24 protein-coding genes and 1 other RNA gene are annotated in these 22904 nt (G+C 64.8%); 21 read left to right on the top strand and 4 right to left on the bottom strand.

Annotated features, from left to right (window positions below; all coding sequences use genetic code 11):
• Positions 1-12: 12 nt before the first annotated feature.
• Complete coding sequence (locus tag SNE35_RS05175; protein WP_320421798.1) at positions 13-1833, top strand: ABCB family ABC transporter ATP-binding protein/permease; 1821 nt, start codon at positions 13-15, stop codon at positions 1831-1833.
• Between the two features lie 10 nt (positions 1834-1843).
• Here the strand turns inward: SNE35_RS05175 and SNE35_RS05170 are convergent, their stop codons facing one another.
• Positions 1844-2557, bottom strand: coding sequence for a PEP-CTERM sorting domain-containing protein (locus tag SNE35_RS05170; RefSeq protein WP_320421797.1), 714 nt, complete (start codon positions 2555-2557; stop codon positions 1844-1846).
• A 188-nt stretch (positions 2558-2745) separates the two neighbouring features.
• On the opposite strand from SNE35_RS05170, the gene SNE35_RS05165 reads away from it, so the two are divergent.
• The 9 genes from SNE35_RS05165 (at position 2746) to SNE35_RS05125 (ending at position 11421) form a co-directional block, all read left to right on the top strand.
• Positions 2746-3675, top strand: a complete 930-nt coding sequence (locus SNE35_RS05165) for a LysR substrate-binding domain-containing protein (RefSeq protein WP_320421796.1) — start codon at positions 2746-2748, stop codon at positions 3673-3675.
• A gap of 186 nt (positions 3676-3861) precedes the next feature.
• A complete protein-coding gene (locus SNE35_RS05160) occupies positions 3862-4758 on the top strand; it encodes an amino acid ABC transporter substrate-binding protein (protein ID WP_320421795.1) in 897 nt (298 codons plus the stop codon).
• 96 nt (positions 4759-4854) lie between these two features.
• Positions 4855-5595, top strand: coding sequence for an ABC transporter permease subunit (locus tag SNE35_RS05155; protein WP_320421794.1), 741 nt, complete (start codon positions 4855-4857; stop codon positions 5593-5595).
• 1 nt (position 5596) lies between these two features.
• The gene (locus SNE35_RS05150) at positions 5597-6274 is read left to right on the top strand and encodes an amino acid ABC transporter permease (protein ID WP_320421793.1); all 678 of its coding nucleotides are present in this window, start codon (positions 5597-5599) and stop codon (positions 6272-6274) included.
• Between the two features lie 14 nt (positions 6275-6288).
• Positions 6289-7023, top strand: a complete 735-nt coding sequence (locus SNE35_RS05145) for an amino acid ABC transporter ATP-binding protein (RefSeq protein ID WP_320421792.1) — start codon at positions 6289-6291, stop codon at positions 7021-7023.
• A 17-nt stretch (positions 7024-7040) separates the two neighbouring features.
• Positions 7041-8081 carry a dihydroorotase gene (gene pyrC, locus SNE35_RS05140; protein ID WP_320421791.1) on the top strand — a complete coding sequence of 347 codons (1041 nt, stop codon included), beginning with the start codon at positions 7041-7043 and terminating at the stop codon, positions 8079-8081.
• Entirely contained in the window at positions 8078-8995 is a 918-nt protein-coding gene (locus tag SNE35_RS05135; protein WP_320421790.1) for an NYN domain-containing protein, read from the top strand. The genes pyrC and SNE35_RS05135 overlap by 4 nt, the downstream gene beginning before the upstream one ends.
• 66 nt (positions 8996-9061) lie before the next feature.
• On the top strand, positions 9062-10435 hold the full coding sequence (locus SNE35_RS05130; RefSeq protein WP_320421789.1) for a S1 family peptidase: 1374 nt from the start codon (positions 9062-9064) through the stop codon (positions 10433-10435).
• Complete coding sequence (locus tag SNE35_RS05125; protein WP_320421788.1) at positions 10432-11421, top strand: FHA domain-containing protein; 990 nt, start codon at positions 10432-10434, stop codon at positions 11419-11421. The genes SNE35_RS05130 and SNE35_RS05125 overlap by 4 nt, the downstream gene beginning before the upstream one ends.
• 13 nt (positions 11422-11434) lie before the next feature.
• Here SNE35_RS05125 and SNE35_RS05120 read toward each other — a convergent pair whose 3' ends face one another.
• Positions 11435-12301 carry a LysR family transcriptional regulator gene (locus SNE35_RS05120; protein ID WP_320421787.1) on the bottom strand — a complete coding sequence of 289 codons (867 nt, stop codon included), beginning with the start codon at positions 12299-12301 and terminating at the stop codon, positions 11435-11437.
• Positions 12302-12403: 102 nt separating this feature from the next.
• On the opposite strand from SNE35_RS05120, the gene SNE35_RS05115 reads away from it, so the two are divergent.
• The 3 genes from SNE35_RS05115 (at position 12404) to SNE35_RS05105 (ending at position 14164) form a co-directional block, all read left to right on the top strand.
• A complete protein-coding gene (locus SNE35_RS05115; RefSeq protein WP_320421786.1) occupies positions 12404-13300 on the top strand; it encodes a DMT family transporter in 897 nt (298 codons plus the stop codon).
• 9 nt (positions 13301-13309) lie between these two features.
• Positions 13310-13699, top strand: an RNA gene (rnpB, locus tag SNE35_RS05110) — RNase P RNA component class A.
• A gap of 27 nt (positions 13700-13726) precedes the next feature.
• Positions 13727-14164 (top strand): HIT family protein, encoded by a 438-nt coding sequence (locus SNE35_RS05105; RefSeq protein WP_320421785.1) that lies wholly within the window; start codon positions 13727-13729, stop codon positions 14162-14164.
• Here the strand turns inward: SNE35_RS05105 and SNE35_RS05100 are convergent.
• Together SNE35_RS05100 and SNE35_RS05095 are read right to left on the bottom strand one after the other, a co-directional pair.
• Positions 14138-14605, bottom strand: a complete 468-nt coding sequence (locus SNE35_RS05100) for a hypothetical protein (RefSeq protein WP_320421784.1) — start codon at positions 14603-14605, stop codon at positions 14138-14140. The genes SNE35_RS05105 and SNE35_RS05100 overlap by 27 nt on opposite strands.
• A gap of 187 nt (positions 14606-14792) precedes the next feature.
• A complete protein-coding gene (locus SNE35_RS05095; protein ID WP_320421783.1) occupies positions 14793-15563 on the bottom strand; it encodes a substrate-binding periplasmic protein in 771 nt (256 codons plus the stop codon).
• 67 nt (positions 15564-15630) lie between these two features.
• Here SNE35_RS05095 and SNE35_RS05090 point away from each other — a divergent pair, with 67 nt between their 5' ends.
• The 8 genes from SNE35_RS05090 to epsI all read left to right on the top strand — a co-directional run bounded on the left by SNE35_RS05090 (position 15631) and on the right by epsI (position 22902).
• Entirely contained in the window at positions 15631-16053 is a 423-nt protein-coding gene (locus tag SNE35_RS05090) for a gamma-butyrobetaine hydroxylase family protein (RefSeq protein WP_320421782.1), read from the top strand.
• A 25-nt stretch (positions 16054-16078) separates the two neighbouring features.
• Positions 16079-16810, top strand: a complete 732-nt coding sequence (gene ubiE, locus SNE35_RS05085; RefSeq protein ID WP_320421781.1) for a bifunctional demethylmenaquinone methyltransferase/2-methoxy-6-polyprenyl-1,4-benzoquinol methylase UbiE — start codon at positions 16079-16081, stop codon at positions 16808-16810.
• A 279-nt stretch (positions 16811-17089) separates the two neighbouring features.
• Positions 17090-18106 (top strand): EpsD family peptidyl-prolyl cis-trans isomerase, encoded by a 1017-nt coding sequence (locus tag SNE35_RS05080; RefSeq protein WP_320421780.1) that lies wholly within the window; start codon positions 17090-17092, stop codon positions 18104-18106.
• 8 nt (positions 18107-18114) lie between these two features.
• The gene (gene epsE, locus SNE35_RS05075; protein ID WP_320421779.1) at positions 18115-18987 is read left to right on the top strand and encodes a polysaccharide export protein EpsE; all 873 of its coding nucleotides are present in this window, start codon (positions 18115-18117) and stop codon (positions 18985-18987) included.
• Between the two features lie 16 nt (positions 18988-19003).
• Complete coding sequence (gene epsF, locus SNE35_RS05070) at positions 19004-20428, top strand: chain length determinant protein EpsF (RefSeq protein WP_320421778.1); 1425 nt, start codon at positions 19004-19006, stop codon at positions 20426-20428.
• Complete coding sequence (locus tag SNE35_RS05065; protein ID WP_320421777.1) at positions 20425-21306, top strand: polysaccharide biosynthesis tyrosine autokinase; 882 nt, start codon at positions 20425-20427, stop codon at positions 21304-21306. Before epsF ends, SNE35_RS05065 begins: the two co-directional genes overlap by 4 nt.
• On the top strand, positions 21296-22213 hold the full coding sequence (gene xrtB / locus SNE35_RS05060) for an exosortase B (RefSeq protein ID WP_320421776.1): 918 nt from the start codon (positions 21296-21298) through the stop codon (positions 22211-22213). The genes SNE35_RS05065 and xrtB overlap by 11 nt, the downstream gene beginning before the upstream one ends.
• Entirely contained in the window at positions 22210-22902 is a 693-nt protein-coding gene (gene epsI, locus SNE35_RS05055) for an exosortase-associated protein EpsI, B-type (RefSeq protein ID WP_320421775.1), read from the top strand. The genes xrtB and epsI overlap by 4 nt, the downstream gene beginning before the upstream one ends.
• The last annotated feature ends 2 nt before the right edge of the window (positions 22903-22904 follow it).

The raw sequence follows: 22904 nt of genomic DNA, 5'->3' as shown, positions 1-22904 counted from the left end.
CTCGACCAAACGATGCGACGCAGCGCCACGACCGATATTTCTCCCTCTGCCACGCCGGGCGGCGACTGGCACACGATCGCCAAGCTGCTGCCGTATCTTTGGCGCTATCGCTGGCGTGTGAGCCTCGCGCTGCTGTTCATGCTCGGTGCCAAGCTCAGCAATGTCGGCGTGCCGGTCTTGCTGAAGACCCTGGTGGACCGGATGGCGATCAAGCCCGGCTCGGCCGAGAGCCTGGCCGTCGTTCCGCTGGGATTGCTGCTGGCGTATGGCGGGCTACGGCTGTCGACCAGTCTGTTCACCGAATTGCGCGAGTTGATCTTCGCCAAGGCAACCGAGGGGACGTCGCGCTCGATCTCGCTGCAGGTGTTCCGGCACCTGCATGACCTGAGCCTGCGATTCCACCTCGAACGGCAGACCGGCGGCATGACGCGCGACATCGAGCGCGGCACACGCGCGGTGCAGTCGCTGATCTCGTATTCGCTTTACAGCATCGTGCCGACCTTGATCGAGGTCGTGCTGGTGCTGACCTTGCTGGGCGTCAAGTTCGATGCCTGGTTTGCCTGGATTACCTTTGCGGCACTGGCCTTCTACATCACGTTCACGGTCAAGGTGACCGAGTGGCGCACCCAGTACCGTCGCTTGCTGAACGAGCTGGATTCGGTGGCGCACAGCAGGGCGATCGATTCGCTGTTGAACTACGAGACGGTCAAGTACTTCAACAACGAGGACTTCGAGGCGCGTCGCTACGACGAAAGCCTGGAGAGGCTGCGACGGACTCAGCTGAAGTCGCAGTCCACCTTGTCGATGCTGAACACGGGCCAGCAACTGATCATCGCGCTGGCGCTGGTGGCGATGCTGTGGCGGGCGACGCAGGGTGTCGTGTCCGGCACGATGAGCCTGGGCGACCTGGTGATGGTCAACGCCTTCATGATTCAGCTCTACATCCCGCTGAACTTCCTCGGTGTGATCTACCGGGAGATCAAGCAGAGCCTGACCGACCTGGACAAGATGTTCCGCCTGCTGGAGCGCGAGCGTGAGGTGGCCGATGTGCCGTCTGCGCTGCCGCTGGATGTTGTCGGCGCCGCGGTGCGCTTCGAGCACGTCAACTTCGCCTACGACCCGACGCGACCGATCCTGCACGATGTGTCTTTCGAGATCCCTGCTGGCAAGAAGGTGGCCGTTGTCGGGCCCAGCGGTTCGGGCAAGAGCACGCTTGCCCGCCTGCTCTACCGCTTCTACGACGTCGACGGCGGCGCGATCACGATCGACGGGCAGGATCTGCGCGCGATCACGCAGGCCAGCTTGCGCCGCGCGATCGGTATCGTTCCGCAGGATACGGTGTTGTTCAACGACACGGTGGCCTACAACATCGCCTACGGCCGGCCTGGCGCATCGCGGGAGGAGGTCGAGGCGGCGGCACGCGCGGCTCATGTGCACGGCTTCATCGCCGCCACGCCGAAGGGCTATGACACGATGGTGGGCGAGCGGGGTCTGAAGCTCAGCGGCGGCGAGAAGCAACGCGTCGCCATCGCCCGCACCTTGCTGAAGGACCCGCCGCTACTGATCTTCGATGAGGCGACCTCGGCGCTGGACTCGAGCAATGAACGTGCGATCCAGGCGGAGCTGGAATCGGTCGGCCGGAACAAGACGGTGCTGGTGATCGCGCACCGCCTGTCCACGATCGTCGACGCGCACGAGATCCTGGTGCTGGAGGCCGGCCGCATCGTCGAGCGCGGTCATCACCAGGATCTGCTCGCGAAGCAGGGCGTCTACACGCGGATGTGGCGGCTGCAGCTGAGCGGCGCTGACGGCTGGCCGAGCCAACTCGCCTAAGGGCGGAAACTCAGCGGCGCAAGGCGATGCGCGTGCGGCTCCAGCCCAGCGCGCCTAGTGCTGCCAAGCTCAGCGCGATGGTGCCCGGCTCGGGCACGGTGTCCGTGTCGTTCGGGCCGACGTGGGCGATGGTGATGTTGTCGAACCACTCGAGGTCGCTGGCCCCGAACACCTCGACCGAGTAGATCTGTGTGTCAGCGCCGAGGTCGAAGCTCAGCGTCTTCCAGTTGCACGAATAGTCGGAATCGGACTGATAGACGCAGCCGCTGTTGTCTGTGCTGCTTGAGGCGAACGGGTCGCCGATCATGTTGCCGGCGCGGTCGAATGCCGCCAGGTGGGCTTCGCCCTGGCCGGCGAAGTCGATCGTGAACAGGCCGTTGAAGCCATCGGCAATGCTGATCAGAAAGGAGTCCGCAACCAGCGTCAGCGCGCCGACGTTTGACGTTGGTGGCGCTGTCGGGTCGGTGCTGCCGTAGAAGGAGCCGCGGCCGCCAACGGTCTTGCTGGCCGCCAGCAGCACGGCGTCGTTGGTCACCGGGCCAGTGATCGGGGACGGCACGCCGCCGATCGTGACGGCGCCTTGCGCGTAGGTGAATTTCGTCGCATCGACGAAGGCCGACAGATTCTGGGCAGCCTCTGTGTCGAAGTTCACGACGACCGTCGCCGCAGCCGGCAACGCGGTGGCCAGCGTCAAACAGGCCAGCGCGGTTTTGATGGTTTTCACAGGCTCGCTCCCGAGGTGGTCGGTTGAAAATGATCTTGCGTGTGACTTTAATCATCCGTTACATGTTTGACGGCTTGATCATCCCCTCGAGTTGAGGGGGTAATGACTGGGTGTTCGGGTAAGTCTGGTAACGGTCGCAGCTTCGTCGCTGGAGGTCGTCCTACAACGGCACGACTACACTCCTGCGCGTGGAAACCAAATGGCTTGAAGACTTCGTCAGCCTGGCCGAGACGCGCAGCTTTTCGCGCTCCGCTCAGCTGAGACATGTGACCCAGCCGGCGTTCTCGCGCCGCATCCAGGCGCTCGAGGCCTGGGCCGGGGTTGATCTGGTGGATCGATCCTCCTATCCGACACGGCTGACCGGCGCCGGCGAGACGCTGCTGGCGCAGGCGGTGGAGATCCTGGGGAATCTGCAGTCCACGCGCAACATGTTGCGCAGCCATCAGTCCGCCAGCCAGGACATGATCGAGTTCGCCGTCCCGCATTCGCTGGCCTTCAGCTTCTTCCCGCACTGGCTGATGGAGTTGCGCCAGCGCTTCGGTGCGCTGAAGAGCCGGCTCAATGCGTTGAACGTCCACGACGCGATGCTGCAGCTCAGCGAAGGCAACTGCGATCTGCTGATCGTCTATCACCACGCGAGCCAACCGCTGCAGTTGGATCCCGAGCGCTACCAGATGGCCTCGCTGGGCCACGAGACGCTGGCGGCCTATGCCAAGGCGGGCCCGCAAGGTGAACCGCTGTTCCGGCTGCCGGGGCATCCGGGCCAAAAGATCCCGTTCCTCAGCTATGCCGGCGGCGCCTACCTCGGGCGGCTGGTCGAACTGATCGCCAAGGAATCGGCGACGCCGTTGAACCTCGACGCGATCTACGAGACCGACATGGCTGAGAGCCTCAAGGCGATGGCGATGGAGGGCCACGGCCTGACCTTCCTGCCCGCCAGCTCGGTGAAGAAGGAAGTGAAGGCCGGCACCCTGGCCCGCGCGGCAGCGGCGGGTGAGTACGAGCTGAGCATGGAGCTTCGCATCTACCGCGAGCGGCCGGAGCAGTCCCGCCGCAACAAGCCAGCGGCGTTGGCGCTGTGGGATTTCCTGTCCGACATGGCGCCGCGCACGGCCTAAGACCCCGTCGGCTGACCCTAACTCCAAGGCTCAGCGCACGCGTTTTCGGCATGGTGGCATGTACATTGCGTCATGCGTCTTTCGCATATGGTCAATCGACCAAAATGAGTGCAAACCCGTATTCGGGGCGGTCAGCGCCCGTGGTCTGCTCTCTCCCTTGATTTGTTACTGACTTTGGAGCGTTCTATGTACAAGAAAACACTGCTCGTCGTTGGCCTGGCGTTGCTGGCCGGGGCGGTGCACGCTGAAGACACCTTGAAGAAGATCAAGGACAGCGGCGCGGCAACGATGGGTGTGCGCGAGTCTTCCGGCGCGCTGTCGTACACGCTGGGCGACGGCAAGTACGTCGGCTATCACGTCGAGATCTGCCAGCATGTGCTGGCCGACGTGCAGAAGCAGCTGGGTATGCCCAAGCTCGAGATCAAGTACCTGCCGGTGACCTCGCAGAACCGTGTGCCGCTGGTGCAGAACGGCACCGTGGACATCGAGTGCGGCTCGACGACCAACAACTCGGCTCGCGCCAAGGACATCGCCTTCGCCGTGACGACCTACGTCGAGGAAGTGCGCATCGCCGTCAAGGCCAACTCGGGCATCACCTCGATCTCGCAGCTGAACGGCAAGACCGTCGCGACCACCACCGGCACCACCTCGGTGCAACTGCTGCGCAAACATGAGCGCGCGAACGGGGTCGACTTCAAGGAAGTCTTCGGCAAGGACCACGCCGACAGCTTCCTGCTGCTCGAATCGGGCCGCGCCGATGCCTTCGTGATGGACGGCCAGATCCTGGCCGGCAACATCGCCAAGTCCAAGGCTCCGGCCGATTACAAGATCGTCGGCGAAGTGCTGTCGGTCGAGCCGATCGCCATCATGATCCGCAAGGACGACCCGGCCTTCAAGAAGGCCGTGGACGACAGCATCAAGGCCATGATGAAGTCCGGCGAGATCGCCAAGCTGTACGACAAGTGGTTCGTTCAGCCGATCCCCCCGACGAACACCCGCGTCGGCCTGCCGGCAACGGAGGCGACCAAGAACGCCTGGGCGAACCCAAACGACAAGCCGGTCGAAGAGTACGTCAAGAAGTAAGCGGTGATGAACGGGCGCGCCGCCATGGGGCAGCGCGCCGCACGACGACAGCGGGTGCCCTTGCGCACCCGCTTTTTGTAGCGGGGAGTTTGGACGATGGCCACCAATTGGGATTGGCAGCTCTATTGCACCGACATGGTGACGAACGAGGCGGCGCCGAAATGCTTCGGCGCGCCGGGCTATGACACCTACCTGGACGCGATGATTCACGCCTGGGGCTGGACGATGTACGTGTCGATCGCCGGCCTGGCGGTTGCTCTGGCCGTCGGCTCGCTGATCGGCGTGCTGCGCACGGTGCCGAACCGCAAGCTCGCGATGATCGGCGAGATCTGGACCGAGCTCTTCCGCAACATCCCGCTGATCGTCCAGGTCTTCCTCTGGTACCATGTGATGCCGCAGCTGTTCACCGTGCTGCGCGACGTGCCGTCGGCGATCCTGGTGATCGTTGCCATCGGCTTCTTCACCTCGGCGCGGATCGCCGAGCAGGTCAAGGCCGGCATCCAGACCCTGCCCAAGGGCCAGCGTTACGCGGGCCTTGCCATGGGCCTCACCCTGCCGCAGACCTACCGCTACGTGCTGCTGCCGATGGCCTTCCGCATCGTCATCCCGCCGCTCACCAGCGAGAGCATGAACATCGTCAAGAACTCGGCCGTGGCCTTCGCGGTCAGCATTCCGGAGCTGGCGCAGTACGCGCAGCAGGCGTCGGAGCAGTCGAACTTCCTGCAGATCTTCCTGCCGGTTACCTTGCTGTACTTCATCTCCGGCTTCGCGATCAATCGCGCGGCCAAGCTGATCGAACGCGGCGTGCGCGTGCCCGGCATCCTGGGAGCGAAGTGACATGCTGCATCTCGACTTCTCCTTCCTCGACTGGGAATTCCTGCGCAACTGGGTCAGCAAGGGCTTCCTGTTCTCCGTCCAGCTGACGCTGACCGCCATGATCGGCGGCATCCTGCTCGGCACCTTGCTGGCGCTGATGCGCCTGTCCGGCAAGCGCTGGCTCGAAGCGCCCGCTGCCATCTATGTGGACACGCTGCGCTCGGTGCCGCTGGTGATGGTGATCCTGTGGTTCTACCTGCTGATCCCGAACCTGGTCCGGCCTTATGGCATCGAGCTCGGCTCGGAGCGTTCCGCGCTGATCACCTTCACCTTGTTCGAGGCGACCTACTACTCGGAAATCATGCGGGCCGGCATCCAGTCGGTCTCGCGCGGGCAGGTCTTCGCCGGCTACGCCATGGGCATGAGCTACCGGCAGACGATGCAGCTCGTCGTGCTGCCGCAGGCCTTCCGCAACATGCTGCCGGTGCTGCTGACGCAGACCATCGTGCTGTTCCAGGACACCTCGCTGGTCTACGCGATCAATGCCTACGACCTGCTGAAGGGCTTCGAGTCGGCTGGCAAGAACATCAACCGCCCGGTCGAGACCTACCTGCTGGCCGCGCTGGTCTACCTGGTCATCTGCTTCTCGCTGTCGATGCTGGTGCGCCGTCTGCAGAAGAAGATCGCGATCATCCGCTGAGGATTTGAACCACCATGATTGAAATCAAAGACATCTCCAAGTGGTACGGCCCGTTCCAGGTGCTGACCGATTGCACGACCAAGATCGCCAAGGGCGAGGTGGTCGTCGTTTGCGGCCCTTCGGGCTCGGGCAAGTCCACGCTGATCAAGACCGTCAATGCGCTGGAGCCGATCCAGAAGGGCGACATCATCGTCGACGGCACCTCCATCACTGACCCGAAGACCAACCTGCCCAAGCTGCGTTCGCGCGTGGGCATGGTGTTCCAGCATTTCGAACTGTTCCCGCACCTCAGCGTCACCGAGAACCTGACCCTGGCCCAGATCAAGGTGCTCGGCCGCAGCGCGGACGACGCCAAGACGCGCGGCCTGAAGATGCTGGACCGCGTCGGCCTGTCGGCTCACAAGGACAAGTTCCCCGGCCAGCTCTCCGGTGGCCAGCAGCAGCGCGTGGCGATCGCCCGCGCGCTGTCGATGGACCCGATCGTGATGCTGTTCGACGAACCCACCTCGGCGTTGGACCCCGAGATGGTCGGTGAAGTGCTCGACGTGATGGTTAAGCTCGCGCAGGAAGGCATGACGATGATGTGCGTCACCCACGAGATGGGCTTCGCCAAGAAGGTCAGCAACCGCGTGATCTTCATGGACGCCGGCAAGATCATCGAGGACTGCACCAGCTCCGACTTCTTCAGCAAGCCGGACGAGCGCTCGCCCCGCGCCAAGGACTTCCTGGCCAAGATCCTCCAGCATTGAGGAGACAATGCGGCGCCATGAGCACCGCATCGACCACCCTCACGATCACCCGACCCGACGACTGGCACCTGCATCTGCGCGACGAAGCCGCGATGCAGAGCGTCGTGCCCTACACGGCGCGCCAGTTCGCCCGCGCCATCGTCATGCCCAACCTGCGCCCGCCGGTGACGATGGCGGCCCAGGCAGCGCACTACCGCGAGCGCATCCTCGCCGCGGTTCCGGCCGGCACCTCGTTCCAGCCGCTGATGACGCTCTACCTGACCGACAACACGCCGGTCGACGAGATCAAGCGCGCCAAGGATGCCGGCGTCGTCGCGCTGAAGCTCTACCCCGCTGGCGCCACGACGAACAGCGATGCCGGTGTTACCGACATCGCCAAGACCTACAAGACGCTGGAGGCGATGCAGAAGGAAGGCCTGCTGCTGCTGGTCCACGGCGAGGTGACCGATCCGGCCATCGACGTGTTCGACCGAGAGGCCGTCTTCATCGACCGCGTGATGACGCCGCTGCGCCGCGACATGCCCGAGCTGAAGGTCGTCTTCGAGCACATCACGACCAAGGAAGCCGCGCAGTACGTCGCCGGGGCCGACAAGTACACCGCCGCCACGCTGACCCCGCAGCACCTGCTCTACAACCGCAACGCGATCTTCACCGGCGGCCTGCGCCCGCACTATTACTGCCTGCCGGTCCTGAAGCGCGAAGAGCACCGCCTGGCGCTGATCCAGGCGGCCACGTCCGGCAGCACGAAGTTCTTCCTCGGCACCGACAGCGCTCCGCACGCCTCGCAGCTGAAGGAGAACTCGGTCTGTGGCGCCGGTTGCTTCACTGCGCTTTCGGCGCTGGAGCTCTACGCCGAGGCTTTCGAGGCGATGGGCGCGCTGGACCGCTTCGAAGCCTTCGCCAGCTTCAATGGCGCCGACTTCTACGGCCTGCCGCGCAATACCGGCACCGTCACGCTGGCCAAGCAGGAATGGACGCTGCCCGAGGCCGTACCCTTCGGCGATGCGCAACTGAAGCCGCTGCGCGGCGGCGAAAGCCTGAGCTGGAGGCTGCTGTGAGCGGCCGCCCGCGTCGCATCATGCTGCTGGTCGATTTCGACAACGTCTCGCCCGACGTCATCGCCCAGGCCTTCGACATCACGCTGCGCGACTACGGCGCCGTCCACGTCCGCCGCGCCTACTGCACGGCCGAGCATGCGCAGCACAACGCTGGCTTCATGAAGCGCCTGTCGCTGCGGCCGATGGTGAACCTGTCGGTCGGCAAGAACTCGACCGACATCGCGCTGGCCGTCGATGCGATGGACCTGATGATCGCCGAGCGGCCCGACGTCGTCGTCATCGTGTCCTCCGATTCCGACTTCACGCCGCTGGTCGGCCGCCTGCGCGAGAAGGGCGCCTGGCTGCGCGGCTTCGGCCAGCAGGGCAAGACCAGCGAGGGCGTGCAGGCCGCCTACGACGAGTACGACGACCTGTCGCACCGCGACGCCAAGGCCGCGACCAAGCGCGCCCAGGCCAAGCCGGCACCGAAGCCTGTGCAGAAGGCGATGCCCAAGCCGGTGCCCGTGCCGGCTCCTGTTTCCACGCCTGTCCCCGTGCCTGTACTCGCGCCTGTTCCAGCGCCTGCCCCCGCCCCCGTTCCCGTGCCTGTCGTAGAAGCGAAGAAGCCGGCACGCAAGCGCGCTTCACGCGCCAAGGTTGCCGAGCCGGTCGCAGCGCAAGTGTCCAAGCAGTTACAACCAGTGGCCGAGCCCGTGCTGCCGGCGGAGGTGGAGGCCATCCTCCAGGCCGTGCCGCAGCTGCGCGGCGGCGACCGGGTCGAACTCGGCGAGGCGGCGCAGGCGCTGCGCCAAGCCGGTATGCTGGGCAAGACGGCGGCTTCCACCCGCCTGTTCAGGAAGCACGCCGAGCATTTCGTGCTCTCACCCGAACTGCAGCCCAACAAGGTGCAGTTCTGGCCCGACGCCGGCAACTGACCGCGCCGGATCCGAACGCAGGAGTACCGATTGCCCTCTCAGCAGATGTCCATCTCATCCATGCCCATGCGGCTCTTGCTCCTCATCGCAAGCTGGCTGTCCGCTGCAGCTGTGATGGCTGCACCGGCGCCGGTGTCCGCGCCGCCACCCGCCGAGGCGGCTTCGGCGGCGGCTGGTACGCCACCGGTGGCCGTCTCCGCCGCGGCCCGCCGCCTGTACGACGGTGCTCGCTCCCAGCTGCTGCAGATCCGCACCTTGCTGAAGACGCAGGACAGCCAGGCCTCGGTCGGCTCCGGCTTCCTCGTCAGCCAGGATGGCCGGATCATCACGAACTACCACGTCATCAGCCAGTTCGCGCTGGAGCCGGAACGCTACCGGTTGCGCTACGCGACGACGGACGGCCAGGAAGGGCAGCTCGAGCTGCTTGATTTCGATATCCGTCGGGATCTGGCCTTGCTGCGCGCCGTGCCGGCCGAAGCCAAGAACCTGTCCGGTCGCGGCGAACTGGGCTTCCGCGTCAAGAGCGATCCGCTCTCCAAGGGGGACAGGATCTATTCGATGGGCAACCCGCACGACGTGGCCTTCGCCGTCGTCGAGGGCACCTACAACGGCCTGGTGGAGCGCAGTTTCGATGGCCTGATCTACTACTCGGGCGCGATCAACCCCGGCATGAGTGGCGGCCCGGTGGTGGACGAGACCGGTCGCGTCGTCGGCATCAATGTGTCGATGATGGTGTTCGCCCAGCAGATGAGCTTCCTCGTGCCCGGCCAGTACGCGCAGGCGCTCTACGAGCGCAGCCGCGATGCCAAGCCGATCACCAAACCGGTCTGGAGCCGCGTGCGCGATCAACTGATGGCCTATCAGGACGAGCTGACGCAGCGCTTCATCGCGCAGCCGTGGCAATCAGCAGGCCATGCGCACTATCAGCTGCCGGTGCCGCAGGAGCAGTTCATGCGCTGCTGGGGCCGCGGTACGCCGGACGACACCAAGGGCCTGGAGTTCCAGCGTTCGCAATGCCGCATGGAGCATGCGCTGTTCATCAGCGGCTCGATGCAGACCGGCTGGCTGGAGATGTCGCACGAGGCCTACGACGGCCGCAAGCTCGGCGCGCTGCGCTTCGCCAAGCAGTACTCCGGCAGCTTCCGCAACGAGGCGATCGGCCGCAGCGACAAGACCCGCACCGCGCCCTTCTGCAAGGAAGATTTCATCGATCGCCAGGGCCTGCCGCTGCGCGCGGTCGTGTGCCTGCGGGCCTATCGCAAGCTCGACGGCCTCAACGACCTGAGCATCCTGGTCACTACCGTCGACTCGTCCACCGAAGGCGCGCTGGGCCGCTTCGATGCCCGCGGCGTCTCGTTCGACAACGCGCTGAAACTGACCGCGCACTACCTGGAGGGCTTCGCTTGGACGGCGACGAACAAGGCCAAGGCTCCCCAATGAGCCGCGCCGCAGTGATCGAGGTGCTGGGCCGTGATGGCCAGGTGCGCAGCGTCCACAAGATCCACGGCTGGCCCGCGACGATCGGCCGCTCGCCGGAGTGCGATGTCGTGCTCGACGACGCACACATGGCCGGCGCCCACGCCGAACTGGACTGGACCGACGAGACCGGCCCGCAACTGCGCCTGCTGCCCAGCGTCAACGGCGGCTGGCACGGCGACCGCCGGCTGGCTGCTGGCGAGGTGTCGGCTCTCGGCGGCGCGGCACTGTTCCAGCTGGGCGTCACGCAGCTGCGCTGGCGCAGCACGGCCGAGCCGCTGCCGCCCGAACTGCCGTTGGAGCGCCACCAGCACCGCGTCGTCAAGCCCAGCGCACTATGGCTGGCGATCGCGCTGCCGCTGTGGCTGCTGTCGCTGGTCTTCGAGCAATGGCTCGGCTCCGACCCGGGCACGCCGCTGATCGACTACGCCACGCCGGTCCTGGGGCCGCTCGGCGCGGTCGTGGCCTGGGCAGCGCTGTGGGCGCTGGTGACGCAGCTGTTCCAGCATCGCTTCCCGTTCGGCACCCACCTGCGCCGTGTGCTGGCCTGGCTGCTCGCGGTCTACGTCATCGGCATCGTGGTGCCGGGTCTTGCCTATGCGTTCTCGCTGCCGCGGCTGATGGCGGTGGAGGAGGTCGTCATGGCGGTCGGCTCCGCCGCATTGATCTGGTGGCATGCGGTGGTCGTCTGGCCGCGCGCGCGGCGCCGCCTGGCCATCGTGCTGGGCGTGTTGCTTGTCTTCGGCATGGGCCTCACGATCGCGCGCCGCCAGGAGCAGCAGTACTGGCTCGGACCCAACTACCTGAGTGCACTGCCGCCGCCGACCCTACGGCTCGCGTCGCCGAAGCCGCCCGAGGCCTTGATCGACGAGCTGAAGCCGCTGCGCGAGAAGCTCGCCCGCCAGGCGGCGAAGGACGACGACCAGACGCCGAGCGAGGACGAGGAGTAGTAGCCGCAGGCGCTCAGCCGTCCACCGGCTGCTGGCGCAGCGTCTGCAGCGCCAGCTCGTAAAGCGCCTGCGTGGCCGCATCTCGCCGCGAACCGGCGCTGCGCAGCAACGCCACCTGCATGGCCGGCAGCGCCGGCAAGCCCTGGCGCTCGCCGAGCACCAGCAGGCCGGGCGGCACGCAACAGCGGGTCAGCGCTGCGACCGCTAGGCCGCTCTCCACAGCAGCCAACTGCCCGGCCATGCTGGCGCTGTTGTAGACCACGCGGTAAGCCCGCCCGGCCGCCTTCAGCGCGCCCAGCGCGCCACTACGAGCCTGGCTGCCGTCCTCGTAGGCGGCCACCGGCAGCGGCTCGCGCCGCCAGGCTTCATGTTGTGCCGCGCCCACCCACACCAGCGGTTCCAGGAACAGCAAGGTGCCGCGGGAGGCGCGGTCACGCGAGACCAGTGCCAGGTCCAGCTCGCCGCGCCCGATGCGCGGGATCAGCACCGTCGACTGCTCGCAGAACAGCTCGATCTCCACGCCCGCATGGCGCCCCGCGAATTGGCGGAGCACCGGCGTCAGGTAGCTGGCGGCGTAGTCGTCCGGCACGCCCAGGCGCACGCGACCGCTCAGTGGCCGGTCCTGCAGCGTCTGCCAGGCCTGCGCGTGCAGTTCCAGCATTCGCCGCGCAAAGCCCAGCAGTTCCTGCCCGGCCGGCGTGAGCGACAGGTGGCGCGGCCCGCGGCGTAGCAGCTGGCGCCCGAGCGTGTCTTCGAGCTTCTGCAACTGGCTGCTGACCGCCGGCTGCGAGCGATGGACCAGCGGCGCCGCGGCCGACAGCGAGCCGGCATCGACCACGGCCACGAAGGCGCGCAGCCAGTCGATCTGCAGGTCTCGCATCGGCGTGTTTATGGTGTGGCTCGCTCAATCATTCGGAAACCAGATGGTAATGCTTCGAACTATCCGCTTTACCGTTCGTCGACCGGCCTTCAGCATGCCGGCATGACGACGAATTCCGCAGCGCTCGCAGCAGTTGATGGCATGCCCGCGGCCCGTGCCGGCCAGGGCTTGATGGTGGCCGGCGGCCTGTTGCTGGCCACGGTGGGCGTGTTCCTGGAGCGTGCCGGCCAGCCGCCGCTGGCGGCGGTCTGGTTCCGCTGTCTGTTCGGCGGGCTGGCCTTGACGGCCTGGGGTGCTTGGCGCGGGCAACTGGGCGAACTGAGGCTGGCGCCGCGCTTCTGCGCGATGGCGCTGGCGGCCGGCCTGCTGATGATCCTGAACTGGAGTCTGTTCTTCGCTGCGATCGAGCATTGCCCGATCGGCGTGGCGACGGTGGTCTTCCATGTGCAGCCGCTGTGGGTGATCGGTCTGGCGGCGCTGCTGCTGGGCGAGCGCGTGTCGCGCCGTCAGATGCTGGCAGCGGCCGTGGCGCTCGCCGGCTTGGCCCTGGCCTCCGGCCTGTTCGAGGCGCGCGAGGCCTGGTCGCCCGAGTACATGACCGGCCTGGCACTCTGTCTGGGCGGTTCGCTGAGCTATGCCGGCGTAACGCTGATCGCCCGCTCGGCGGCCCGAGGCGCCAGTTCGTTCGCGCTGGCCTGGTGGCAGTGCGCCGTCGGCGCGCTGGTGCTTGCCTGGTGGCCGCTGCTGCACGGCCTGCCCGCGGCCGGGCCTGCCTGGGGCTGGCTGATCGGCCTGGGCCTGCTGCACACGGGCCTGGCCTACGTGCTGCTGTACGCCGGCATGGCGCGGCTGTCGGCGGCGCAGGTAGCAGTGCTGCAGTTCGTCTATCCAGGCGGCGCGGTGCTGGTGGACTGGCTCGTCTACGGCCATGCGCTCGACACGCTGCAACTCGCCGGCGTCGGCCTGATGGCTGCGGCACTGCTGAGCCTTAGACGATAATGCGCCCGTGAAGCAAGCCAGACCGCCGCTGGCCCGATCTTGGAAACAAGGGGCTGGAGGAAGGTCCGGACTGCATAGAGCGGCGTAGCAGCTAACGGCTGTCCGGCGAAAGCCGAGGATCAGAGCAACAGAGACGAGTTGGAATGGGTTCCGTAACGGGTGCTCTTCGGCCGCAAGGCCGAAGCCACCTGAAATGGGCCAAAGCCCATTTCAGGTGAAACGGGCAATCTCTACGCGCAGCAACACCAAGTAGGCCAGCGTTGATGCGGCTCGCAGAGCTGGCGGGTAGGTGGCACCGAGCCGGGCAGTGATGCCCGGCCAAGAGGAATGGCGGTCACGGGACCGGGCCCGCAAGGGTCAGGTCTTGCACAGAATCCGGCCTATCGGCTTGCTTCACTCTTTATTCATTTCGTCAGGATCCATTCGATGAGCGCGAACTGCCCCCTGTGCAACACCAGCGGCGGGGTTCCCGTCGCCCAGTCGGCGAACTGGCGCGTGATCCGCGCGACCGAGGACGCGAACTTCCCCGCCTTCTATCGCCTGATCTGGACCGCGCACGTGGCCGAGTTCAGCGATCTGTCCGATGCCGAGCGTCACGAATGCATGGACGCGGTCACCCGCATCGAGCGCGAACTGCGCGCCGCACTGCAGCCGACGAAGATCAATCTCGCGACACTGGGCAACGTCGTGCCGCACCTGCACTGGCACGTGATCGCCCGCTTCGACTGGGACAGTCACTTCCCGAACCCGGTCTGGGGTACCGCCCGGCGCGAGGTGCCGGGCGGCGCGGAGAGCCGTCTGGCCCTGCCGCTGGCGGCGCTGGACGCGCGGATCGCCTCAGCGCTCCAGCAGCGCGACAGTTGAACTGCGGCTTGCGCGCTCTTCCTCCGGCGCGTTGAAGCTGATCAGGAAGCTGAACTGCTGCGGCTGATTGGTGCTGGCGGTGTCCACGCAGTCCAGCTTGCCCACCGCGTGGCGCGCTGCCCTGCGGTATTCCCACGGGCCATTGGTGGCGCTCACGTCTTCGATCTGATTGCCCTTCAGGCTGAACTGCATCCGCACCGTGGCGGCCGTGCCTTCGCGATAGGCGGTGAGGGCCAGCGCCTCCTGCAGCGACTGCGCCGCGCTCGGGCAGACCTTGCTGACATCGTGGCGGGTGAGGTCGGGCAGCTTGTGGCCGCTGATCTCGACGCGCTGCAGGCCTGATGCGGCCTGCTGCGCGAAAGCAGTGGGGGTGGAGAAAGTCATGGTGGCCGCGGCGCCCAGCAGACCGATGACAGCGAGAGCAGGTTTCACGTTTTTCATGAGGACTCCTCGATTTGAATAATGCCGACCAGAGGCGGGTTTGCTGTCTGATCGAATTCGAGGTTAGGTGGCCGCTGCGATCGGTCCAAGGCCGGGCCGACAGAATGCGTTGTCGGTCGGATGAGTGCACGGATTTCGCCGCTGAACGGCGCTGCGTGCGACGAAATGAGGTGAGAGCCTGTACGGCTCAGGGTGCCGCGCCGTAGCGCTGGAAGATCGCGGCGAGGCTGCCGTCCTTCACCATCGCTTCGTTCACCTTGTTGAAGCGCTCGACGAATTCCGGGTCGACCGACTTCTTGCTGAAGGCCGTGCCGGCGGGCGAGCGGCGCGTGATGACGATGCCGCTGTTGCGGATGCGGTCCTGCAGGCCCATCTGCTCCAGTTCGGTGCGGCCGGTGATCTCGTCGGCGATGAGGCCGTCGATCCGGCCGGCGCTGGCCATCAGCCAAAGGTTGCGGCGCGTGGACACGTGCCGCACGGTGGCGGCGAACTCCGGGTCGCGCATCAGGTCGTCGTAGTCGTCGCCGTAGCGCACGCCGATCTGCGCGCCGAGCCTGAAGCCGTTCTGCCGCAGATCATCGAGCCGGGCAATGCGCCAGGTTTTCGTCGGATCGACCCGTATCCACAACACGTTGCGAGACTGCGGGCCGGGCGCGGCGAACCAGGCGTAGGCTTCCCGGTCGCTTGTGCGGACGGCGCCGGTGACGATATCAAGCCGGCCGGCCTGCAGTTCCGTCAAGGCGCGCGCCCAAGGCATCTCGACCAGGCGCACCTCGCAGCCCATGCGGCGCAGCGCCTCGCGCACCTGCTCGACGTGGATGCCCACGACCTCGCCGTCCGCTGCGCGCATGCTGAACGGCGGATCGTCGTTCCAGCGCAGCGTCTTCACGCACTCGGCGCCCATCGCCCCGAAGGCGGCCAGGCTCAGGGCGGCGAAGGCGAACAGGGCACGGTGCATGGCGTCATTGTGCGCGAGCGAGACGGCTACACTGGAGGTCGTTTCCGCAGCAATCCATCCGCCCGCCATGGCCGGTCTCAGCGCCTCATCTCCCACACCCACCGAAATCACCGTGCACCAGCAATCGCGCGTGCTGGAGGTGGCGTTCTCCGACGGTGCGCGCTTCCGCATTCCTTTCGAACTGTTACGCGTCTACAGTCCGTCGGCGGAAGTCATGGGTCACGGCCCGGGCCAGGAAGTGCTGCAGACCGGCAAGCGCGACGTGCTGATCACCGGCCTGGCGCCGGTGGGGCATTACGCGATCCAGCCGCAGTTTTCTGACGGGCACGACAGCGGCCTGTTCAGCTGGGACTACCTGTACAGCCTCGGTGCGCGCGAAGCCGAGCTGTGGCTGCAGTACGAGATGCGGCTGAAAGCTGCCGGCGCCTCCCGCGACGTTGCGACCCCGGCCAAGCCCTCCGGCGGCGCCTGCGGCCACCACCATCACTGAACTCCTCGCTGGAATCGACCGACCTATGAGCAGCACCCATTTCGGCTACGAAACCGTCGAGGAACGCGACAAGGCTTCCCGTGTGCGCGGCGTGTTCGATTCGGTGGCGTCGAAGTACGACGTCATGAACGACCTGATGTCCATGGGCATGCACCGCGCCTGGAAGACCTACACCGTCGCCGTCGCCAATCTGAAGGCCGGTGAGCGGGTGCTCGACATTGCCGGCGGCACCGGCGACCTCTCGCGCGCCTTCGCCCGCAAGGTCGGCGAGACCGGCATGGTGGTGCACACCGACATCAACGAGGCCATGCTGCGCCAGGGGCGCAATCGCTTGCTCGACGAAGGCCTGGTGCTGCCCACCGGTCTCTGCGACGCGGAGAAGCTGCCCTTCAAGAGCGCCAGTTTCGATCTCGTCAGCGTTGCCTTCGGGCTGCGCAACATGACGCACAAGGACCAGGCGCTGGCCGAGATGTGCCGCGTGCTCAAGCCCGGCGGCCGGCTGCTGGTGCTGGAGTTCTCCAAGGTGGCGCGGCCGCTGCGCAAGCCCTACGACTGGTATTCGTTCAAGGTGCTGCCGCAGATCGGCAAGCTGGTCGCCGGCGATGCCGACAGCTACCGCTACCTGGCCGAATCGATCCGCATGCATCCGGGCCAGCAGGAGCTGAAGGCCATGATGAAGACGGCCGGCTTCGGCCATGTGGACGTGCACAACCTCAGCGCCGGCGTCGTCGCGTTGCACGCCGGCATCAAGTGCTGACCAACCCCCAAGCTTGAGGGGCTCAGGTTCTACCTAGCGTTTTCCCCTCCCCGGATTCACGGGGATGTCAGGAACTCCAGCGACGATCGCGGGTCTGTGTGGTCTGGCGCTGCGAAAACCTCCGGGTATTCCGCAGCCAATCATCGGCCCGGTGACTCAATTCCGTGGAATTGAAAAGCTACACTCGATCGGCTCCAGAGGGCGGTCTGCTGTGGTGCAACATCGGTGTGTGTGGAGAGCGTCGCTTCGACGTCTTGCTGAGTAGAACAAGGTAAGGTTATGAATCTGAGCAACAAAGGCCGCACGCTGCGTAGCGGCGCCGTCACCCTGCTGGCAGTCGCCGCCGTGGCCGTCCTGCTGGCTGGCTGCGGAGACAAGAAGTCCGACAAGGCCTCGCAGACGGCAGCCAAGGTGAACAAGGAAGAGATCACCGTTCACCAGATCAATTTCGTGCTGCAGCGCCAGCAGGGCCTCAAGCCCGAGCAGGCCGAGGCAGCGAGCCGCCAAGTCCTGGAACGTCTGATCGACCAGGAACTGGCCGTGCAGAAGGCGCAGGACCTGAAGCTCGACCGCGATCCGCGCGTCGTGCAGCAGATCGAAGCGGCCAAGCGCGAAATCATTGCCCGCTCCTACGTGGAACATGTCGGCGAAGCCGTCGCAAAGCCGGGCGCCGATGAAGTCAGCAAGTACTACAACGAGAAGCCGAACCTCTTCAAGGATCGCCGCATCTACAGCCTGCAAGAGCTGCAGATCGAGGCGCAGCCGCAGCAGGTCCAGGACATCCAGGCCAAGCTGCGCGCCTCCAAGTCAGTCGCCGAATTCGTCGAGTACCTGAAGGGCACGGGCCTGCGCTTCAACGGCAACCAGGCCGTCCGCGCCGCCGAGCAGTTGCCGCTGAACAGCCTGGATGCCATCGCCCGCATGAAGGACGGTGACTCGGCGCTCAGCCAGACGGCCAATGGCGCAACCGTGCTGTTCCTGGTCGGCTCGCGCAGCCAGCCGGTCGACGAAGCGCACGCCAAGCCCGCGATCGAAGCCTTCCTGATGAACCAGCGCAAGGGCGAACTGGTGCAGAAGGACATCAAGGCCTTGCGCGAGGCTGCCAAGATCGAATACGTGGGCAAGTTCGCCGAAGGTGCGCCGGGTGCTGCAGGTGCAGCAGCGAGCGCACCGGTCGCGGCGCCTGCGACCGAAACCGCGTCGGCCCCGGTCGCTGCGCCCGCCGCAGAGCCCGCCTCCGCTGCGGCCAGCGGGCTCGACAGTTCTGCGATTACCAAGGGCATGGGCCTGAAATGAGGATGACGATGACGATGATGACCCGCAAGCTCCGTCGATCAGGTGCGCCGTTGGCAGCCCTGCTGGTGGCCTCGTTGCTGGCGGCGGGCCCGCTGAGCGCGCAGGCTCAACAGCAGCAGACTTCGTCTGCCGCACCGCTGGCCGGCCCCACGGCCGAGTACAAGCTCGGCGCGGGCGACGTGATCCGCATCACCGTCTTCCAGAATCCGGACCTGCTGCTCGAAACGCACGTGTCCGAGGGCGGCACGCTGTCCTTCCCGCTGCTGGGCGTGATCCGCCTGGGTGGCCTGACCGTTGGCCAGGCCGAGAAGCTCATCGCGGACGGCCTGAAGAACGGCAACTTCGTCAAGAGCCCGCAGGTCACCATCCTCGTGCTGGCCGTCAAGGGCAACCAGGCCAGCGTGCTCGGCCAGGTCAACCGTCCGGGCCGCTACCCGATCGAGACCGCCGACATGCACCTGACCGACCTGCTGGCCAATGCCGGCGGCGCCATCACGCAGACGGGTGCCGATGTGATGGTGCTCACCGGCACGCGCAACGGCCAACCGTATCGCGTCGAGGTCGACCTGCCCGGCATCTTCGCCCCCGGCGGCCGTGCCAACGACGTGCTGATCCAGAACGGCGACGTGCTGTGGGTCGACCGCGCACCGCTGGTTTACATCTACGGCGAAGTTCAACGCCCCGGCCCGATGCGCCTGGAACGCGGTATGACGCTGATGCAGGCACTCGCCAGCGGCGGCGGCCTGACCCAGCGCGGCACCGAGCGCGGTATCCGTGTGAACCGCAAGGACGCCGAGGGCAAGGTGCAGTCCATTCAGCCGACGATGGACGAGGCGCTGAAGGATGGCGATGTCGTGTACGTCAAGGAAAGCTTGTTCTGAGCGCGTGAGGTAACCAATGAGCATTTCTCAGTTTTTTGCGATCCTGCGCGCGCGCTGGAAGATCTGCCTGTCGATCTTCTTTGGTGTGATCGTGCTGGTCGTCGGTGTCAGCCTTGTACTGCCGAAGAAGTACACCGCGGTTGCTTCGGTTGTTCTCGACGTCAAGCCTGATCCCCTGGCGGCCGTGCTGTACAACGGCATGAATCCAGGATTGATTCAGACTCAGATTGACATCATTCAGAGCGACCGCGTTGCGTTCCGGGTCGTGCGCAACTTGAAGCTGAATGAAAATCCTCAGATTCGTGCGCAGTGGCAAGAGCAAACGGACGGGGAAGGAACGATTGAGCAGTGGCTCAGTGACACGTTCCAGAAGGCCTTAGACGTCAAGCCCGGCCGTGAGTCCAATGTCATCAACGTCTCCTATCAAGCCCAGGATCCGCGCTTCGCTGCAGGTCTGGCCAACGCGTTCGTCCAGGCGTACATGCAGACGGCGTTGGAATTGAAAGTTGATCCTGCCAAGCAGTATTCAAACTTCTTTGATCAGCGGGCCAAAGAGGCCCGAGATGTGCTGGAAGTTGCGCAGAAGAAGGTTTCCGCCTTTCAGACCGAGAAAGGCATCATCGCGACCGACGAGCGGCTCGATGTGGAGAACACACGGCTGAACGAACTGTCGAGCCAACTGGTTGCCGTGCAGGCGCTTGCTTCGGAATCCGGCAGCCGTCAAGCCGCTGCGGGTTCGTCCGGAGACCAGATGCAGGAAGTCTTGAACAGCGCACTGATTGGCACGCTCAAGTCCGATCTCGCCCGTGGCGAAGCCCGACTGAAGGAACTCAGTGCACGGTATGGCGACTCTTACCCGCAAGTCGTCGAGACAAAGGCCAACGTCGAGGAGACACGGCGGCGAGTCGAAGCGGAGACCAAAAGGGTCACCAGCGGCGTCGGTGTCAGCAACAGCATCAATCAGCAACGTGTCAGTGAACTACGTGCCTCGATCGAAGCACAGCGCCAGAAGATCCAGCAGATGAAGGCGCTGCGGGACGAGGGGGCGGTGCTCGTGCGCGATGCGGAGAATGCACAACACGCCTATGACCTGATCTCACAGCGTCTGAATCAGGCCAGCCTTGAAAGCCAAGCCACGCAGAGCAATGTGTCGGTGCTGACAGCGGCTGTGCCGCCTGTCCAACCGAGTTCGCCGCGAGTTTTGCTGAACACGATGCTGGCGGTGTTTGTCGGCGTGCTGTTGGCAACTGCCGTGATGCTTGTGCTCGAACTGAGCGATCGCCGCACCCGCAGCGCTGCAGACGTCGTGCAGGCCATTGGTCTGCCTGTCCTGGGCACGATTCCGCGGCCGAATGCAAAGCGCATGTTCCGCGGACCACGCAATAGTCTGATGCAACAGCGGCTGCTTGGCCAATTGCCGGCCCCCAACGAGCGAACATGATGACCTCAAACACTGAAACCCAAGACGCTCCGGCCAGTGCCGTGCAGGAACGCAGCATCGGCGACATCATTCGCGATGCACGCAATCTGACAACTGAGGAAGTCGAGCGTGTTCTAAGTTATCAGCGCGAAAAGGGCGTTCGTTTTGGCGAAGCCGCGATTGCCTTGGGACTGGTCAGCCAGGACGATGTGTTGAGCGCGCTTGCGCAGCAGTTTCACTATCCGCTCGCTGCTGCCGACAAGCGCAACAACAACCCGGAACTGGTTACCCTGAATCAGCCGTTTTCGGTTCAAGCTGAGGCATTTCGAGCGATCCGAAGCCAGGTTTCGATGCGGATTGATCCGACGCGTCAGCCGCGCGCGGCATTGGCTATCGTGAGCCCTGCTATTGGCGACGGCAAGACCTTCTTCGCTGCCAACCTCGCGATCGTCATGGCCCAACTCGGCGGCCGTACGCTGCTGGTGGATGCAGACTTGCGAGGCCCGCGCCAGCATGAGGTGTTCGGCCTGCGCAATACCAGCGGACTCTCGACTGTCTTGTCGGGACGGACCGAATCAAACTTGATTCAGCAGGTCGATGGCGTGACGAATTTGTTCGTTCTGCCGGGTGGCCCCTTACCGCCCAATCCTTCGGAACTGGTCGAGCGTCCCGCCTTTGGCCTGCTAATGCGCGAGCTTTGCAGCAAGTTCGATCAAGTCGTCGTCGATACACCAGCTGCGGGCTATGGTGCTGACTCGGCAGTCATCGCTGCACGTTGCGGCGCTGCGTTGGTCGTTGCTCGCAAGGGCAGCTCCAAGGTGGCTGGTCTGCAGGATCTGGTTGCCAATTTTGAGGGTGGTTCCGTCCAATTGGCCGGCGCGATCTTCAATGAACATTGACGGCGTGCAGGCGCGGACCTCGACCATGGCTCAGAGTATCAAGCCGGTTCCTTGGCTGCCCGATAGTTTGGACCGGGTAGCTGCAGCAGCTGTACTGGTGGGCATGCTGCTGATGTATGTGCCGACCTACATCGATCTCAGCGAAACCGTCTGGCGAACGGATGAGCAGGGTCATGGGCCCATCATTCTTGCCGTGAGCCTATGGCTGATTTTCAATGCCCGGCACAAACTTGCGGAACTGTCTTCGCCCGGCGCGCCCTGGCTCGGATATCCCTTGCTGGTCTTGGGGTGCTTCGCTTTCGCTGTTGGCTATTCGCAGGACGTTTGGCTTCTGGGCATCGGATCGCAAATCGTCGTGCTTGCGGCAATTGCCTTGATCTTCAAGGGGCCTGCGGGATTGCGGACGATTTGGTTCCCGCTGTTCTTCCTAATATTCATGATTCCGCTGCCCTCGGCCTTGGTCGCCGCGGTGACGGCGCCGCTCAAATCTGCCGTTTCGGTGGTTGCCAGTTCGCTGTTGTATGACGCGGGCTATCCCGTCGGGCGTTCCGGTGTGACTTTGACCGTGGGCCAGTACCAGTTGCTCGTGGCTGACGCCTGCGCAGGCCTGAACTCAATGTTCACGCTTGAGGCACTGGGTATGCTTTACATGAATCTGATGCAGTACAAGTCCGTCGGTCGGAATGTAGCCCTGGCCCTGGCCCTCATACCCACGGCTTTCGTTGCCAACGTTGTGCGGGTGATCATCCTGGTTCTGGTGACCTACTACTTTGGTGACGAAGCAGGTCAGGGCTTCGTGCACGGCTTTGCGGGAATGGTTCTGTTCCTCGTGGCGCTGATGTTCATGCTGCTTTACGACCGCGTGCTGAATTTCTTCTTCGTGGAACGCAGGGTCGTTGCTGTATGAACTCTTATCGTCTGCGCGCACTTTTGGTCTGTGCACTCCTCTTGAGCGGTGCGGCATTTGGTCATTGGATGCGGCCGCATACGTATTGGGCCGACTCCCAGGCCAAGGTCGATCTCGACAAGATTTTTCCGGCTGCATTTGGCAATTGGCGCGTCGATGATCAGCAGCCGGTGATGATCATCTCCCCGGACGTGCAGGCCATGCTCGACAAGCTGTACAACCAAGTTCTGACTCGCACCTACGTTGATGGCTCGGGCAATCGCATCATGGTGTCTGTCGCGTATGGTGGCGATCAGTCCGACGGAACTCGCGCTCACCGACCGGATGTTTGCTATCCCGCTCAAGGTTTTGAAATTCTTAGCAACGTGAACGGCAGCATCCCCGTCACCGGCCGGGAATTGCCGGTACGGCACATGGTGGCGAAGTTGGGTTCTCGCGTTGAACCTGTCACCTTCTGGTTCACGGTCGGAGACTACGTGGCGCTCTCAGCTCAGGATCAGAAAATGATGCAAATGAGGTATGGACTGCGAGGCATCATCGCTGACGGCATGCTTGTTCGCGTTTCCAGCATCAGCAATGACACGTCAGCCGCATATGCGCTGCAGAATCGTTTCGTGCAGGATCTGCGTAATGCCTTTGATCCAGCTTGGCTGCCGCGTGTGTTCGGCATCAGCGCCGGCAGCCGCTGATT

Source organism: Roseateles agri (genome assembly GCF_034043675.1).
Lineage (GTDB): Bacteria > Pseudomonadota > Gammaproteobacteria > Burkholderiales > Burkholderiaceae_C > KK5.
Note: the sequence above shows the minus strand (reverse complement) of the source record. Positions and strands in the feature narration are given on the sequence as shown.